The sequence below is a fragment of the Curtobacterium sp. HSID17257 genome, from assembly GCF_003989515.1.
GTDB lineage: Bacteria > Actinomycetota > Actinomycetes > Actinomycetales > Microbacteriaceae > Curtobacterium.
Map to the genome: position 1 here is coordinate 1 of NZ_RBLU01000082.1, position 15295 is coordinate 15295.

The 15295-nt window shown below is 70.8% G+C and carries 11 protein-coding genes; 3 read left to right on the plus strand and 8 right to left on the minus strand.

All coding sequences use genetic code 11. The annotated features are described in order from the left end of the window. On the plus strand, window positions 1–1018 hold a 1018-nt coding region (sucB, locus tag D8M35_RS11990), incomplete at its 5' end, for a 2-oxoglutarate dehydrogenase, E2 component, dihydrolipoamide succinyltransferase (protein ID WP_126892078.1). A gap of 108 nt (window positions 1019–1126) precedes the next feature. Here the strand turns inward: sucB and D8M35_RS11995 are convergent. Next, entirely contained in the window at window positions 1127–2014 is an 888-nt protein-coding gene (locus tag D8M35_RS11995) for a hypothetical protein (RefSeq protein WP_126892079.1), read from the minus strand. 127 nt (window positions 2015–2141) lie between these two features. Between D8M35_RS11995 and D8M35_RS12000 the strand changes: the two genes are divergently transcribed. Further along, complete coding sequence (locus D8M35_RS12000) at window positions 2142–2855, plus strand: DUF4191 family protein (RefSeq protein WP_058728606.1); 714 nt, start codon at window positions 2142–2144, stop codon at window positions 2853–2855. Between the two features lie 226 nt (window positions 2856–3081). On the opposite strand, the gene D8M35_RS12005 is transcribed toward D8M35_RS12000, so the two are convergent. Then, window positions 3082–3552, minus strand: coding sequence for an RDD family protein (locus D8M35_RS12005; RefSeq protein WP_058728605.1), 471 nt, complete (start codon window positions 3550–3552; stop codon window positions 3082–3084). A gap of 141 nt (window positions 3553–3693) precedes the next feature. Here D8M35_RS12005 and glnA (D8M35_RS12010) point away from each other — a divergent pair, with 141 nt between their 5' ends. After that, window positions 3694–5118: a type I glutamate--ammonia ligase gene (gene glnA / locus D8M35_RS12010; RefSeq protein WP_092387442.1), complete on the plus strand. Its 1425-nt coding sequence runs from the start codon at window positions 3694–3696 to the stop codon at window positions 5116–5118. Window positions 5119–5558: 440 nt separating this feature from the next. On the opposite strand, the gene D8M35_RS12015 is transcribed toward glnA (D8M35_RS12010), so the two are convergent. The 6 genes from D8M35_RS12015 to D8M35_RS12040 all read right to left on the minus strand — a co-directional run bounded on the left by D8M35_RS12015 (window position 5559) and on the right by D8M35_RS12040 (window position 15196). Continuing rightward, window positions 5559–6983 carry a UDP-glucose/GDP-mannose dehydrogenase family protein gene (locus tag D8M35_RS12015; RefSeq protein WP_126892080.1) on the minus strand — a complete coding sequence of 475 codons (1425 nt, stop codon included), beginning with the start codon at window positions 6981–6983 and terminating at the stop codon, window positions 5559–5561. Then, window positions 6980–8527 (minus strand): glycoside hydrolase family 26 protein, encoded by a 1548-nt coding sequence (locus D8M35_RS12020; RefSeq protein WP_126892081.1) that lies wholly within the window; start codon window positions 8525–8527, stop codon window positions 6980–6982. The genes D8M35_RS12015 and D8M35_RS12020 overlap by 4 nt, the downstream gene beginning before the upstream one ends. Beyond that, window positions 8520–10145: a glycosyltransferase family 2 protein gene (locus tag D8M35_RS12025; RefSeq protein WP_126892082.1), complete on the minus strand. Its 1626-nt coding sequence runs from the start codon at window positions 10143–10145 to the stop codon at window positions 8520–8522. The genes D8M35_RS12020 and D8M35_RS12025 overlap by 8 nt, the downstream gene beginning before the upstream one ends. A gap of 503 nt (window positions 10146–10648) precedes the next feature. Beyond that, complete coding sequence (locus tag D8M35_RS12030; RefSeq protein WP_126892083.1) at window positions 10649–13621, minus strand: bifunctional [glutamine synthetase] adenylyltransferase/[glutamine synthetase]-adenylyl-L-tyrosine phosphorylase; 2973 nt, start codon at window positions 13619–13621, stop codon at window positions 10649–10651. A 21-nt stretch (window positions 13622–13642) separates the two neighbouring features. Then, window positions 13643–14980 carry a type I glutamate--ammonia ligase gene (gene glnA / locus D8M35_RS12035; protein ID WP_126892084.1) on the minus strand — a complete coding sequence of 446 codons (1338 nt, stop codon included), beginning with the start codon at window positions 14978–14980 and terminating at the stop codon, window positions 13643–13645. Between the two features lie 36 nt (window positions 14981–15016). Next, the gene (locus D8M35_RS12040) at window positions 15017–15196 is read right to left on the minus strand and encodes an SPOR domain-containing protein (RefSeq protein WP_058729959.1); all 180 of its coding nucleotides are present in this window, start codon (window positions 15194–15196) and stop codon (window positions 15017–15019) included. Between the last annotated feature and the right edge of the window lie 99 nt (window positions 15197–15295).

Sequence of the window (15295 nt, forward strand, 5' to 3'; positions counted from 1 at the left end):
TGTCCCGGCTCCGGCCGCCGCCCCGGCTCCGGCCGCTGCCCCGGCACCTGCCGCGTCGGGTGCGACCGCCTCGGCGTCGGTGCCGAACCCGAACCAGGACGCCGCGGCCTCCGGCTACGTCACGCCGCTCGTGCGCAAGCTGGCGAACGAGCAGGGCGTCGACCTGTCGACCGTCTCCGGCTCCGGGGTCGGTGGCCGCATCCGCAAGGAGGACGTGCTCGCCGCTGCCGCGAAGGCGTCGTCCGCCGGTTCGTCGGCTCCGGCCGCCGCTGCCGCCGGTCCGTTCGTGGCCGAGACCTCGCCGCTCCGCGGCACCCGCGAGAAGATGACGCGCCTCCGCAAGGTCGTCGCCGAGCGTGCCGTGCAGTCGATGACCTCGACCGCACAGCTCACCAGCGTCGTCGAGGTCGACGTCACGAAGGTCGCGCAGTTCCGTGACGCGAACAAGGCCGAGTTCCTCGAGAAGACCGGCGCGAAGCTCAGCTTCATGCCGTTCTTCGCCCTCGCGGCGTCCGAGGCGCTCAAGGCACACCCGAAGATCAACTCCACGGTCGAGGGCGACGAGATCGTCTACCCGGACCACGAGAACGTCTCGATCGCGGTCGACACCGAGCGCGGCCTGCTCACCCCGGTGATCAAGGACGCCTCGGGTCTGTCGCTCGCCGACTTCTCGAAGGCGATCGCGGACCTCGCCGAGCGCACCCGCAACAACCAGCTCAAGCCGGACGAGCTCGCCGGCGGCACGTTCACGCTGACCAACACCGGTTCGCGTGGCGCGCTGTTCGACACCCCCGTGGTGTTCCTGCCGCAGTCGGCGATCCTCGGCACGGGCATCGTGACGAAGCGCCCGGCGGTCGTGAAGGTCGACGGGCAGGAGGCGATCGCGATCCGTTCGTTCGTCTACCTCGCGCTGTCGTACGACCACCGGATCATCGACGGCGCGGACGCGTCGCGGTACCTCGTCGCGGTGAAGAACCGTCTCGAGGAGGGCAACTTCGGCCCGAACCTCGGCTACTGAGTCGACGGTCCGATCCACGCCGGACGGCCCCGGTCCCCTCGAGGGACCGGGGCCGTCCGGCGTTCCGGGTCCGGGCTCCGGGCTCCGGGCTCGGGGCTCCTGGCTCCGTCAGAGCAGGCTCGTCATCGCGGTCACGAGCCCGCCGGTGACCACGGTGCCGACCACGACGTGTCTGACCGGTACCCGTCGTCCGCGACCGAGCGGGACTCCTCGCTCCACGAGGTCCCGCACCACCTGCGCCATCGTCCCGACGACGTCCCCGGCGTCGATCGACGTGGGCCGGGCTGCGCCGGGTTCCTCGTCGAGGAACACGGAGGCGGGTCTGCTCCACCGCACGGGCCTCGGCGGGGCGGCTCCGACGACGAGGTCGAGCGCCTCGGCGATCGTTCCGGCGTCCCCGCTGCGAGCAGCATCGAGGACGGGGTCGAGGGTGTGGCGTGCCCCGGACCGAGCGTCCACGCGGTCCCACACCGCTCGGGCGGCGGTGACGAGCTGACCGGCGCCGTCGAGGTCGACGGGCGGCGGGAGTGGGGGCAACCGCGATCCCGGACGACCGGCCGGTGGCGCTGGCTGCGGTGGCACTGGCTGCGGTGGCTCTGGCCCAGGTGGCGCTGATCCCGTGCAGACCGGCGTTGCCCCTGGCGGGTCGTCGGCCACGATGATCGCTCCGGCGTCGTCGACACGGACGGCGTCGAAGGACACGACGCCCAGTTCGACGGCGCCGGATCGTGCCCGTGCCGCGAGTTCGAGGAGGGGCACCGTGAGGGTGACCGCGACGCCCTCGGTCGGGACGCCGAGCGCATCGAGGGCGTCCTCGAGGGGCCGCGCGCTCGGGTGCAGGACCTCGGCCGCGAGGTGCCCGCGCGGGCACCTGCCGACGCGGGTCACCGGCACGAGGTGCGGACCGACGCCCGCGGCGCGGTCCGCGACCCACCTCGAGAACGCGACCGGGTCACGGGTGCCGCACCACCGGATGCTGTCTGCTGTCGTCGTCACGGTGACGAGCATCGCGGAGGCGGGGCGGGCCTCCAGGCCGGGGACGAGGGTCTGTGGACGGCGGCGTTCGCCCACAGCCTGGTGCCCAGCGGTCCACGAGCGATGGTCGAGGCCGTATCCTGGTCGCATGGCACGCAGCACTCCCCAAGCAACGACGGCGAAGGAGCCGGGTCGTCTCAAGCAGATGTACCAGGTCTTCACGATGACCCGTCGGGCCGACCCGAAGTCCGTCTGGTGGTTCCTGCTGGCGTTCGTCGGCCCTGTCGTGGCGGGCGTGCTGCTCGCGCTGCTCCTGCCGGGGCAGAACTGGCTCGCGATCACGCTGTGGATCGTCGCCGGTGTGCTGCTCGGTGTGCTGCTCTTCCTCATCGTCCTCGGTCGTCTCGCGGAGCGCGCCGCGTACTCGCAGATCGCAGGCCAGCCCGGTGCCGTCGGTGCGGTGCTCTCGAACTCCCTGCGTCGCCAGTGGCGTTCGAGCGAGATGCCCGTCGCCGTGCACGGCCGGTCGCAGGCTGCCGTCTACCGCGCGGTCGGCACCCCCGGCGTCGTCCTGATCACCGAGGGGCAGCGCGGCAACCTCAAGCGTCAGGTGGACGAGGAGCGCCGCAAGGTCCAGCGCATCGTCCCGAACGTCCCCGTGCACGTGGTCCACGTCGACGACGACGAGGACGGCGTGACGCTGCACAAGCTGCCGCGGGCGATGAACAAGTACAAGAAGGCGCTGAACCGCAACGAGGTCCTGGCGGTCGCGAACCGGCTCGACTCCCTCACGCACAGCCCGGCGGCCGCGATCCCGAAGGGCATGGACCCGATGCGGGCTCGTGCCGGACGGCCGCGCTGACCGTCCCGCACGACGTCACGACGACGCCCCGACCGTGCCAGGTCGGGGGCATCGTCGCGTTCGGGACTCCTGGGTGCAGCGCGCAGTCGTACGCGTGCATCGTCCGACATCACATGCCTCGATCGACCGGTGCGACGTCGAACGACGCGCGTGACCGATGCCGCTGCCGCGCCGGCCGCTCGCGCCCCGCCACGAACCCTTCCCGCCGCGCGCCCCTCCTGCTGGGTCAGCGCCGGACGAGCACCGTCCCGGCGATGCGGTCGTGCGCGCCACGGCTGTCGCGGTCGATGATGAGCGCCGGGACGACCAGGCAGAGCAGCACCGTCCGGACGATCGGTCGCCACACCCCGACGTAGCCGCCGCGGATCGGGACGACCCGGAGCCCCACGCAGACGTGCCCGAAGGACCCGGAGAGCGTGCAGATGAACAGGACCTGCAGCGCGGCGAAGATCGCGAGCTGGATCCAGGTGTGCGCGATGTCGCCGGACCCCTCGAGCGGCGACCACACGCCCGTGACGTAGGCGACGAGGTCGGCGAGGATGCCGTCGATGAGCAGTCCGACCACGCGACGACCGATGCGGCCGACACTGCGCGGACCGTCCTCCGGGAGCCCGAGGTCCTTGCCCGGCCAGCCGTCCGGGTGCTCCCCACCGGGGTGTGCCGAGGACGCCGAGGGCGGGGTGGTGCTGCGGGCCATGCCTCAAGGGTAGGCGACTCCGTGCCCGTAACACGCACGAAACAATGCAGTCATGTCCGGGAAACCCGGTGTCAATAGCCTCGTCGGAGGGTGCACCCGCGGCACCTCCGACATCACCTACCCCCCAGGAGATCGACACACATGTTCAGCGATTCCTCCGAGGTGCTCGCCTTCATCAAGGACACGGACGTCAAGTTCCTCGACATCCGCTTCACGGACCTGCCCGGTGTCCAGCAGCACTTCAACATCCCGGCGTCGACGGTCGACGAGGACTTCTTCTCGGTCGGACAGCTCTTCGACGGCTCCTCGATCCGCGGCTTCGCGTCGATCCACGAGTCGGACATGCAGCTCATCCCGGACGTGACGACGGCGTACATCGACCAGTTCCGCGCCGAGCGCACGCTGATCATGATCTTCGACATCTACAACCCGCGGAACGGCGAGATCTACGGCCGCGACCCGCGCCAGGTCGCGAAGAAGGCCGAGAAGTACCTCGCGTCGACGGGCATCGCGGACACCGCGTTCTTCGCCCCCGAGGCCGAGTTCTACATCTTCGACGACGTCCGCTACTCCGTCACCCAGAACAAGTCGTTCTACTCGGTCGACTCGGAAGAGGGCGCCTGGAACACCGGTCGCGAGGAAGAGGGCGGCAACCTCGCGAACAAGACCCCGTACAAGGGCGGCTACTTCCCGGTCTCCCCCGTCGACAAGACGGCGGACCTGCGCGACGACATCACCCTCAAGCTGATCGAGGCGGGCTTCGAGCTCGAGCGCTCGCACCACGAGGTGGGCACCGGCGGCCAGCAGGAGATCAACTACAAGTTCGACACGATGGTCCACGCCGCGGACGACATCCTGAAGTTCAAGTACATCGTCAAGAACACGGCCGACCAGTGGGGCAAGGTCGCCACGTTCATGCCGAAGCCGCTCTTCGGTGACAACGGCTCGGGCATGCACACCCACCAGTCGCTCTGGTCGGACGGCAAGCCGCTCTTCTACGACGAGAACGGCTACGGCGGCCTCTCCGACCTCGCTCGTTGGTACATCGGCGGCATCCTGAAGCACGCCCCGGCGCTGCTCGCGTTCACGAACCCGTCGATCAACTCGTACCACCGCCTGGTCAAGGGCTTCGAGGCTCCGGTCAACCTGGTCTACTCGGCCGGCAACCGCTCCGCCGCGATCCGCATCCCGATCACCGGCACGAACCCGAAGGCGAAGCGCATCGAGTTCCGCGCGCCGGACGCTTCGGGGAACCCGTACCTCGCGTTCGCCGCGCAGCTGATGGCGGGCCTCGACGGCATCCAGAACCGCATCGAGCCGCACGAGCCGGTCGACAAGGACCTCTACGAGCTCCCCCCGGAGGAGGCCAAGGGCATCCCGCAGGTGCCGGGCTCCCTCGACGAGGCGCTCGACGCGCTCGAGGCGGACCACGAGTTCCTCACGAAGGGCAACGTCTTCACCGAGGACCTCATCCAGACGTGGATCGACTACAAGCGTGAGAACGAGATCCTCCCGCTCGCGCAGCGTCCGCACCCGTTCGAGTACGAGCTGTACTTCGGCGTCTGACCCTCGCTCACCTCGGAAGGGTCCCGCACCACACGGTGCGGGACCCTTCTGCGCGCGCGGTGCGCGCTGGGAGCGCGAGTGCTCCGCTGAGGCGACAGCGTTCGGCGAACCGTTCGCGGTGCACTGTCGCCTTCGCGGAGTCATCGGCGGGGAGGCGCGCGGCCGTGTCCGCGACGGCGCACGGGCAGTGGACGGGACCGCCTGGAGGCCCGGTGCCGATTCGGCGTACCGGCACCGGGCCTCCAGACCGTCGCGCCACTACCCGCCCGTTCCTTCCCATCACAGTGAGGATGGCAAGCGGGAACGGGCGTACCTGGTCGGACCGCAGCACCAGGTACGCCCGGAACAACCAGGTACGCCCGGAACGGTCAGGCTGCCCCTGGCACGCGAGAGCGGGGCCCGCGCCGCCCCGGCACGGACCCCGCTCCTGGCGGTGACGACTACCGCCCTGTGGCCAGCACGTCGTTCGCCCCCGCCGCCACGCTCACGGGTGCACCCGTGACCGGCGTGGGCCGCCCCAGGGAACGGACGGACCACCCCGCCTCGACCCAGTCGGCGACCGGGAGGCAGTTGCGCGCGTCGATGACGACGCGACGTCCGACGAGCAATCCGAGTGCCACGGGTGACGCCTGCACGACCTCGTCCCACTCGGTCAGGACGAGCACGACGTCGGCACCCTCGACGGCGTCCTCCTTCGTGGCGGCGTACGACAGCGTCGGGAAGGACCGCCGGGCGGTCTCGTTCGCCTCCGGGTCCCACAGCGTGACCTGCGCGCCCCGGAGGTGCAGCGCGGCCGCCACGTTGAGCGCCGGGGAGTCACGGACGTCGTCGGTGAGCGGCTTGAACGCGGCGCCGACCACGGCCACGCGGCGGTTCAGCACCGAGCCCCCGAGCGCCTCGATCGTCATGTCGATCACCCGCTCGCGCTGCCCCATGTTGATCTCGTCGACCTGCTGCATGAGCCCGACGACCCGACCGGCGCCGATCTCGTTCGCGCGGTGCATGAGCGCGCGGATGTCCTTCGGCAGGCAGCCGCCTCCGAAGCCGAGACCGGCGTTCAGGAACTTCCTGCCGATGCGGACGTCGTGCCCGAGGGCGTCGGCGAGCGTCGTGACGTCGGCTCCGGTGATCGCGCACATCTCGGAGATCGCGTTGATGAACGAGATCTTCGTCGCCAGGAACGCGTTCGCGCTGACCTTCACGAGCTCGGCGGTCGCGAGGTCGGTCGAGACGACCGGGGTGCCCTCGGCGATCGGTGCGGCGTAGACCTCACGGATCACGGCGTCCGCCGCGGCCGAGGCGCCGCCCCAGACCAGTCGGTCCGGGTGGAGGGTGTCGTCGACGGCCTTGCCCTCGCGGAGGAACTCCGGGTTCCAGACGAGTTCGGCCTGGATGCCGGCGGGGCTGAACTCGCGGACGATACCGCGCAGCCGCTCGGCGGTCCCCACGGGCACGGTGGACTTGCCGACGATGAGCCCGGGGTGGGTGAGGTGCTCGGCGACCCCGCGGGTCGCGGCCTCGACGTAGGTCAGGTTCGCAGCGTGCGACCCGGCCTTCTGCGGCGTGCCGACGCACACGAAGTGGACGTCCGCCGCGGCGACGGCCTCGGCGAGGTCGGCCGTGAAGCGGAGCTTCCCGGTGGCGACGTGCTTCGTGATGAGTTCGGGCAGGCCGGGCTCGTAGAACGGCACCTCGCCGGCGGACAGGGCGGCGAGCTTCGCGGGGTCGACGTCCACGCCGATGGTCTCGAAGCCCATCTCGGCCATGGCGGCCGCGTGGGTGGCGCCGAGGTACCCGGTGCCGATGACGCTGATGACGGGAGCCGGCCGCACGTCGGCGGCATCGGTCTTCTTCTGAGCGGTCACTGCTTGACCTCCTGCAGGTCGTAGTCGGTGTCGGTGCGGGCGATGCCCTCGGCGAAGGTCGCCAGGCTGTCGGCGCGGGAGTCGAGGCGCCAGTCATTGGTGGTGCGGGTGCCGTCCACGATGGTGGTGGCCACCTGGCTGAAGTACGCGAAGCCGATGACGTCGCGGTTGGCGGGATCGGCGAGGGCGTCGAAGAGCGAGGCGATCCACTGCGACTTCTGGCTGTCCGAGACGGTGCCCCCGGTCTCGGTCGCGCCGATCTCGTTCAGCAAGATGTGCTTGCCGGGAGCGACCTGACGGATCTGCGCGAGGGTGGCGCCGAAGGTGTTCTGGAACGTGGGCTGCTCGGTGGCCGTGCGGTAGTAGCCGCTCATGCCGACCCAGTCGACGTAGTCCGCGCCCGGGTAGTACTGCCGCATGTAGTCGAGCGTCTGGTACGTCGCGTTGCCGAGCTTATCGATGCGCGACGGCGACCAGTTCCAGATGACGTAGTCGTTCGCCCCGTTGGCCTGGAAGACGTCGTGCACGTGCTTCCACATCGCGACGTACGAGCCCGGCGCGTTCTGCTGCTTCGACCCCTCGGACCAGTTGTACCACTGGCCGTTCATCTCGTGGTCGAGGCGGATGACGACGGGCATGCCGTTCGCCTTCAGCGCCGACGCGTAGGACGCGAGGTAGTCGTCGAACTTCCCGGAGACGATGTCCTGGTTCGTGTAGCCCTCGACGTACGGCTGGTCGTTGCCGGTCTTCGCGGGAACGGTCTCCCACGTCATCATCGGCAGGCGGCCGTTCGCCCACGACCGCTGGACGGCGCTCGCGTTGAAGTCCTGGTCGAAGCCCTGGAAGTACCCCACCATGTTCGTGGCACGGCCGACCTCCTGCGTGACGCGGTCGTACTCTGCCCAGTTGAACGGGGACTGCGTCGTGTAGAGCCCGTACCAGCGGGACTGCTGGCCGAGGATCTGTGCCTTGGTCGGGGTCGTGATCGGCTCGGACGCGACCGGGTCCTTCGAGGTGCCGGCGTTCCCACCGGTCCCGCCGGACGCGCCGGAGCCGGAGCTCCCGCCGGCACCACCGGCGGGGTTCCCCGCGGCGCCCCCGCCCGAGCCCTTCCCGGCGGAGGAGGAGCCGGCAGCGCCCCCGCCCGAGCCCGACCCGGCTGCCGACGCCTTCCCGCCGCTCGTCGCCGCACCGAGGTCGGACTGCAGCGAGGCGATCTGCGCCTTGAGGCGGGTGATCTCCTCGGCCCGGGAACCGGCCTGGGCTCCCGACGAGTCGAGCTTGCCCTCGAGCTGCCAGATGGTCCGCTGCGCGGCGTCGAGCTTCGCACTGAGCTCGGCGGCGGTGGGCTGCTTCGCCTTCGGCGGGGTGACGCCGAGGGCGGTCTGCACGGCACTCGACACGGGGCCGGCCGGCGAGACCCAGACGGTCCACGTGATCAGGCCGAGCACCAGGACGATCGCGGCCGTGCCGATGGCGGTACGGCGAGCGTGCTTGCTGGACTGTGCCCACCACGTGCTGGTGGAACGGATGAGGTCAGACAATGAGGAACGCCTCCAGTGCGAAGACCGCGAACCCGATCAGGTACGGGATCGCCGCGTAGGGATTGACACGACGGGCCTTGGTGACCGCCGGACGAGCGGGCGCCGACGCCGCCACGGCCGCCGACCGTCGCGTGGCGAGCACCGTCGCGGTCGAGTTCGTCGTGACGTCGGCCCCGAAGAGCTCGTCGAACGCGCGGTCGGCCGCGGCCTGGTCGTCGCCGCCGACGCGCGAGCGGGCGGCGTCCGCCTCCACACGCGAGCGGACGACGTCGGTGCGGTCCACCGGCGGCAGCCCGGCGTCGACCGGACTGACCGGCGGTGCCCCGAGTGCGTTCGGCTGGACGGCGTCCGCCGGGTCCTCCTCCATCGGCCCGCCGGCGTAGGCTCCGGCGCGGGTCCCCCAGCCGGACGCGTGCGCCAGTCGGAAGAAGCCGATGAGGCGGATCGGCATGAGGAAGAACGTCGACACGATGATGAACATCGGCAGGCGGAAGAAGTCGCTCGGCTTCTCGGCGAGGTGCCGCATCTGTCGGATCGCCATGCTCAGCACGCTCGACACGACCATGAGTCCGGCGACGTAGACGAACCCCGTCGAGAAGCCGTACTGCTGCAGGATGCCCTGGTACAGGTTCTCGCCCTGCCCGGTCACGGCGCGGTAGATCCAGCCGGCGATCACACCGAAGAGCATGAACGGCAGGATGATGTCGGTCAGGAAGAAGACCGCCAGGATCGGCGCGTGCCCGAGCATCCACGGCAGCATCCGCAGCGTGTTGTACTGCGAGCCGCGCGCCCAGCGGAGCTGCTGCTTGAACAGCTTCTTCACCTGCAGCGGAGCGTCCGTGTAGACCAGCGACGTGTACTGGTACACGGTCCGGTAGCCCTCCTTGAGGGTCAGGTTCGTCAGGGTCCGGTCGTCGGACACCTCGAGGAACACCCCCATGAACTTCTCGTGCATGAACCGGTCCATGACCCGGACGAGGATGTTCCGGCGGAACGCGATCGTCCGGCCCGGGAGGCACCCGATCTGGCCGAGCACGCTCTGCGCCGGCATCGAGTAGAGCGCCCGCGAGTTCTCGAGCCAGTCGGCCCAGCGGGTGATCCACGAGCGGGTCGGCTCGAGGATGCGCTGGCGGGTGGTGACCCCGCCGACGGACTCGTCGGCGAAGGGCTTGAGCAGCTCGTCGAGGGTGCCGGGCGTCCACACCGTGTCGGAGTCGACGAGCACGGTGATGTCACCGGTGGACATCTCGGTGCCGACCTTGACGGCGTTGCGCTTGCCCGGGATGGGCGTGTGGGTCCAGCGGACGAGCGGGGCGAACTCGTCGCACACCTGCTCCAGCGCCTCGTTCCTCGCGCCGTTGATCACGACGATGATCTCGCCGGGACCCTGTTCGACCATGCGGCCGATCACGTCGCGGAAGAGGTCGATCGGCTCGTCGACGACGGGGACGACCACGCTGGTGGTGCCGGTGTAGGTGCCGGTGAAGGGGCGGTAGCGGGCGGACAGGACGACCTTGAGCAGCCAGAGCAACCAGATCACCGCGGAGTACACGGCGAACAGGTAGAACTCGGGGTGCCCGTCGACCATCTGCCGGATCTGCAGAATGAAGGTGAACATCGATCCCTGCTTCAACGTTCGAGGTGGGGATTCCGCTTCATCGAGGAACCGTGGGCGGTTCGGGTGAGCCCATTGAGACAGAAGCTGGGTGTCGCCGCAACGCGACCCCTGTCCGGGGGTGTTTCCAGCACGTGACGGGGTACAACTCGGTCCCCCTCACGCGGTGACGCCGTTGTCCGCACTGCTGCTGACAGCAGGAAGGTGGACCGGTCCACCGTCCTGCAGCACGCAACACCGAGCGTCGACCGGCCGGGAGGCGCGAAGCGGTTCTCAGGGGAACCCCAGATCAGACACCCCTTACCCCTGTTCAGGGGTCACCTGGTCATCTCGGCTCGCCACGACCTCGTCGACTGTCGATCACGGTCCGGTCACGACCCGGCGGATCGATCGTCGCGGGGTACAGCACACCTGCCCCCGGGGGACACCGCGCGACGCGGAGATTTCATCATCGACGACACGTCACGTTCCGCGGCCGACGTCGTCTCGGGCGTGTCGTGGGGCGCTCAGGCGCCGTAGAACTCCCGCTCGAACACCTGGCGAGCGCGTCGGGTGACCCCGAGGTAGTCGTCCTCGAGCCGCGACGCCGAGCCCGGCGGGTACTCCATCAGCCGCGCGATCCCCTCGAGCTGCACGCGGTCGACGGGCAGCACGTCGGTGGTCTTCCCCGACCAGAGCACGAGCGCACTCCGGGTGCGGGAGGCGAAGCGCCAGGCGGCACCGAGGCGTTCGGCGTCCTCCGGTGCGACGAGCCCGGCGGCGGTGGCGGCGTCGAGGGCCTCGAGCGTCGACGTCGTCCGCAGCCCCGGCACGGTCGTCGCGTGCTGCAGTTGCAGCAGCTGGACGAACCACTCCACGTCGCTGAGCGACCCGCGGCCGAGCTTGAGGTGCCGCGCCGGGTCCGCCCCGCGCGGCAGCCGCTCGGACTCGACCCGAGCCTTGATGCGCCGGACCTCGCGGACCGCCTGCTCGTCGATGCGCTCGGGGTACCGCGTGCCGTCGGCGAGGTGCTCGAAGTCGCGGAGCAGGGCGTCGTCGCCGACGGCGCCGCGGGCCCGGAGGAGCGCCTGCGCCTCCCACGTCAGCGACCACCGGGCGTAGTAGGCGCCGTACGACTCGAGCGTGCGGACGACGGGTCCGTTCTTGCCCTCCGGCCGCAGGTCGGTGTCGAGCTCGAACGGGTGGATCGCGTCGTCGGTCAGCCGCGACAGCTCGCGCACGATCGTCTGCGCGGCGCGCGAGGCCTGCTCCGGCGCGAGGTCCCCGGACGCCCGGTACACGTAGAGGAGGTCGGCGTCGGACCCGAAGCCGAGCTCCCGACCGCCGAACCGTCCCATCGCGACGATGCCGAACGCGAGCCCGGGCGGGGCGTCCCGTCGGGCGAGGGCGAGCGCACCGGCGAGGGTCGCCTCGGTGACGTCGGACAGCGCCGGGCCGAGCGCGTCGACGTCCAGGTGACCGAGGACGGCCGCCATGCCGAGCCGCAGGGTCTCACGTCGTCGGGCGGACCGCACGAGGGCGGCGGCGCCGTCGACGTCGGCGCCGTGGCGCGCGGTCGTCGCGGAGTGCTCGGCGAGGAGCGACGCGAGGGGCCTCGGTCGGAGCAGCGCGTCCGGCTCGTCGAGCCAGGCGACCGCCTCGGGGAACCGTTCGAGCAGACCGGCGAGGAACGCCGACTCGGACAACACGGTCGTCAGGGAGTGCGCGGCGCCCGACGAGTCGCGGAGCATGCGGAGGAACCAGCTCGACTCCCCCAGGGTGTCGCTGAGGCGACGGAAGGCCAGGAGCGCCCGGTCCGGAGCCGGCCCCTCCGCCATCCACCGCAGGAGCACCGGCAGCAGGTTCCGCTGGATGGCCGCACGTCGGCTCGTGCCCTGGGTCAGCGCACGGATGTGGCCGAGGGCGCCGGCCGGGTCCGCGAAGCCGATCGCCCCGAGCCGGTCCGCCGCCTGGTCGTTCGTCAGCACGATGTCGCCGTCGGTCGCCGCGACCGCGGAGAGCAGCGGACGGTAGAACAGCCGCTCGTGCAGCCCGCGGACCTCGAGCTTCACGCCACGCCACCGCTGCTCCAGCGCAGCGGCCGAGGTCGCGAGACCGGTCGACCGGGCGAGCACCCGCAGCTCGTCCTCGTCCGCGGGCATCAGGTGCGTGCGCTGCAGCCGCCGGAGCTGGATGCGGTGCTCGAGCAGGCGCAGCAGGGCGTAGTCGGGCCCGAAGCGTGCCGCCTCGGGACGGCCGACGTACCCGGCGGCGGCCAGGGCGTCCATCGCCTCGAGGGTGGAGCGGACCCGCACGGACTCGTCGTCGCGGCCGTGCACGAGCTGCAGCAGCTGCACGGTGAACTCGACGTCGCGCAGGCCGCCGGGTCCGAGCTTGATCTGCCGGTCGACCTCGTCGTCGGGGATGTGGTCGGTGACCCGCTCCCGCATCCGTTGGACCGACTCGACGAACCCGGGCCGACCGGCGGAACTCCACACGAAGGGGGCGACCGCGGCCGCGTACCGCTCCCCCAGGTCTCGGCTGCCGGCGATCGGCCGCGCCTTGAGCAGCGCCTGGAACTCCCACCCCTTCGCCCAGCGCTCGTAGTAGGCCACGTGCGAGTCGAGCGTCCGGACGAGCGCGCCGTCCTTGCCCTCCGGCCGGAGGTTCGCGTCGACCTCCCACAGCGCGGGCTCGGCCGCGAGGTCGGTGATCGCGTGCGTCGCCGCGATGGCCAGGCGCGTCGCGATGAGGACGGCCCGGTCGGTGCCGACGCCGGTGTCCGCATCGTCGTCGCGGGTCGGCTCGGTGACGAAGATGACGTCGACGTCGCTGACGTAGTTGAGCTCGCGGGCGCCGGCCTTCCCCATGCCGATCACGGCGAGCGGGGTGGCCTCGACGTCGGCGGCGGGGAACGGGACCTCGCGTCGGGCGACGGCGACCGCCGCCTCGAGCGCCGCGCCCGCCAGGTCGGCGAGCCCCGCGGCGACGGCCGGGAACACCTCGGTCGGGGCGGGGTGCAGCACGTCGAACAGGGCGATCTGCGCCAGGTGCCGCCGGTAGCGCACGCGGAGCCGGAGCCGGGCGTCCTCACCGGTCGTGTCGGCCACCGCCTCGGCAAGCGACGCCGTGTACGCCTCCTGCGACCACGGCGCGGCGACCGGTTCGAGCAGCAGGGCGATCTCCGTCGGCCGGCGGTGCAGGAACTCGCCGAGGCCCGTCGACGCACCGAGCAGTCGGACGAGCCGCTCCGTGGCAGCCGTGTCCGCCAGGACCGGCCGGAGCTCGTCCGGCGCACGCTCGAGCAGCCGCTCGAGCAGCCGGAGCGCGCCGTCGGGATCGGCCGTGGACTCCCACAGCGCCGGGGCGTCGGTGACCGGCACCCGCACGTCGGGGCCGAACCGCGCCTCCAGGCCGGCGATCCGTTCCAGGCTCTCGGACAGCTCCGCGAAGCCCAGGCGGGCCATCTCGGAACGGGACGTCCTCGTCCGACCGGTCATGCGTGGCGCTCCCGGCGGCTGCTAGAGCGCGCCGAGGTTGGTGCGGAGCTCGAACGGCGTCACCTGGTCGCGGTAGGCCTTCCACTCCTGCCGCTTGTTGAGCAGCACGAAGTTGAAGACCTGCTCGCCCAGGGTCTCGGCGACGAGCTCCGAGTCCTCCATCAGACCGAGCGCGTGGTCGAGGCTGGCCGGGAGCTGCTTGTAGCCGAGGGCCTTGCGCTCGGCGTCGGACAGGCTCCAGACGTTGTCCTCGGCCTCCGGCGGGAGCTCGTAGCCCTCGTCGATGCCCTTGAGGCCCGCCGCGAGGAGCAGCGAGTACGCCAGGTACGGATTCGCGGCGGAGTCGATGCCGCGGTACTCGACGCGGGCGGACTGGCCCTTGTTCGGCTTGTACAGCGGCACGCGGACGAGCGCCGAACGGTTGTTGTGTCCCCAGGTCACGAAGGACGGGGCCTCGTCACCGCCCCACAGGCGCTTGTACGAGTTGACGAACTGGTTCGTCACCGCGGTGATCTCCGGCGCGTGCTGCAGCACGCCCGCGATGAAGTGCTTGGCCGTCTGGGACAGCTGGTACTCGCCACCGGCCTCGTAGAAGGCGTTCTGGTCGCCTTCGAAGAGCGAGACGTGCGTGTGCATGCCCGAGCCCGGCTGACCCGACAGCGGCTTCGGCATGAACGTCGCGTAGACGCCCTGCTCGATCGCGACCTCCTTCACCACCGTGCGGAAGGTCATGATGTTGTCCGCCATCGTCAGCGCGTCGGCGTAGCGGAGGTCGATCTCGTTCTGCCCCGGCCCGGCCTCGTGGTGGGAGAACTCCACCGAGATGCCGAGGTCCTCGAGCATCCGCACCGAGCGGCGGCGGAAGTCGTGGGCGCTGCCGCCGGGGACGTTGTCGAAGTAGCCGGCCTGGTCGACGGGCTGCGGGCCGCCGTCCGCCCAGTCGCGGCTCTTCAGCAGGTAGAACTCGATCTCGGGGTGCGTGTAGAACGTGAACCCGCGGTCGCTCGCCTTCGCCAGCGTCCGCTTCAGCACGTTGCGCGGGTCGGCCACCGCCGGCTGACCGTCGGGCGTCGTGATGTCGCAGAACATCCGCGCGGTCGGGTCGACCTCGCCCCGCCACGGCAGGATCTGGAACGTCGAGGGGTCCGGGTGCGCCAGGACGTCGGCCTCGTAGGACCGCGTCAGGCCCTCGATCGCGGAACCGTCGAACCCGATGCCCTCCGCGAACGCACCCTCGACCTCGGCCGGGGCGATCGCGACGGACTTGAGCGTGCCGATGACGTCGGTGAACCAGAGTCGGATGAACTTGATGCCCCGCTCCTCGATGGTGCGGAGCACGAAGTCCGTCTGCTTGTCCATGGACGCCCTTTCCGTGGTGCTGCTGGGGCCTCCAGCCTATTGGTCCTCGTCGTCCCAGCGCTCGTTGTTCGCCTTGATGCGGTCCAGGGCGTGTTGCGCTTCCTCACGCGTGTCGAACGGGCCGATCCGGTCACGCTGCGGCGATTGCGGGCCCTGCTCCACCTCGTGCGTCTTCTCGTTGAACCACCACTGGGACTCGATGCGTTCGTCGCTCATGGCGCCACCGTACCCACGGGGGTGCGGCGGTGCCCGGGTGCGGCCCGCGGCAGGTGCGCAGCCGAGTCTCGGGCTGCGCGACAGTTCTCGCGGGCCAGG

Excerpts from the sequence above, each read along its gene's own strand:
- D8M35_RS12005 (WP_058728605.1), bottom strand. The coding sequence starts at position 3,552 with ATGGCCCGCAGCACCACCCCGCCCTCGGCGTCCTCGGCACACCCCGGT.
- D8M35_RS12025 (WP_126892082.1), bottom strand. The coding sequence starts at position 10,145 with ATGTTCACCTTCATTCTGCAGATCCGGCAGATGGTCGACGGGCACCCC.
- D8M35_RS12040 (WP_058729959.1), bottom strand. The coding sequence starts at position 15,196 with ATGAGCGACGAACGCATCGAGTCCCAGTGGTGGTTCAACGAGAAGACG.
- D8M35_RS12030 (WP_126892083.1), bottom strand. The coding sequence starts at position 13,621 with ATGACCGGTCGGACGAGGACGTCCCGTTCCGAGATGGCCCGCCTGGGC.
- D8M35_RS12000 (WP_058728606.1), top strand. The coding sequence starts at position 2,142 with ATGGCACGCAGCACTCCCCAAGCAACGACGGCGAAGGAGCCGGGTCGT.
- glnA (WP_126892084.1), bottom strand. The coding sequence starts at position 14,980 with ATGGACAAGCAGACGGACTTCGTGCTCCGCACCATCGAGGAGCGGGGC.
- glnA (WP_092387442.1), top strand. The coding sequence starts at position 3,694 with ATGTTCAGCGATTCCTCCGAGGTGCTCGCCTTCATCAAGGACACGGAC.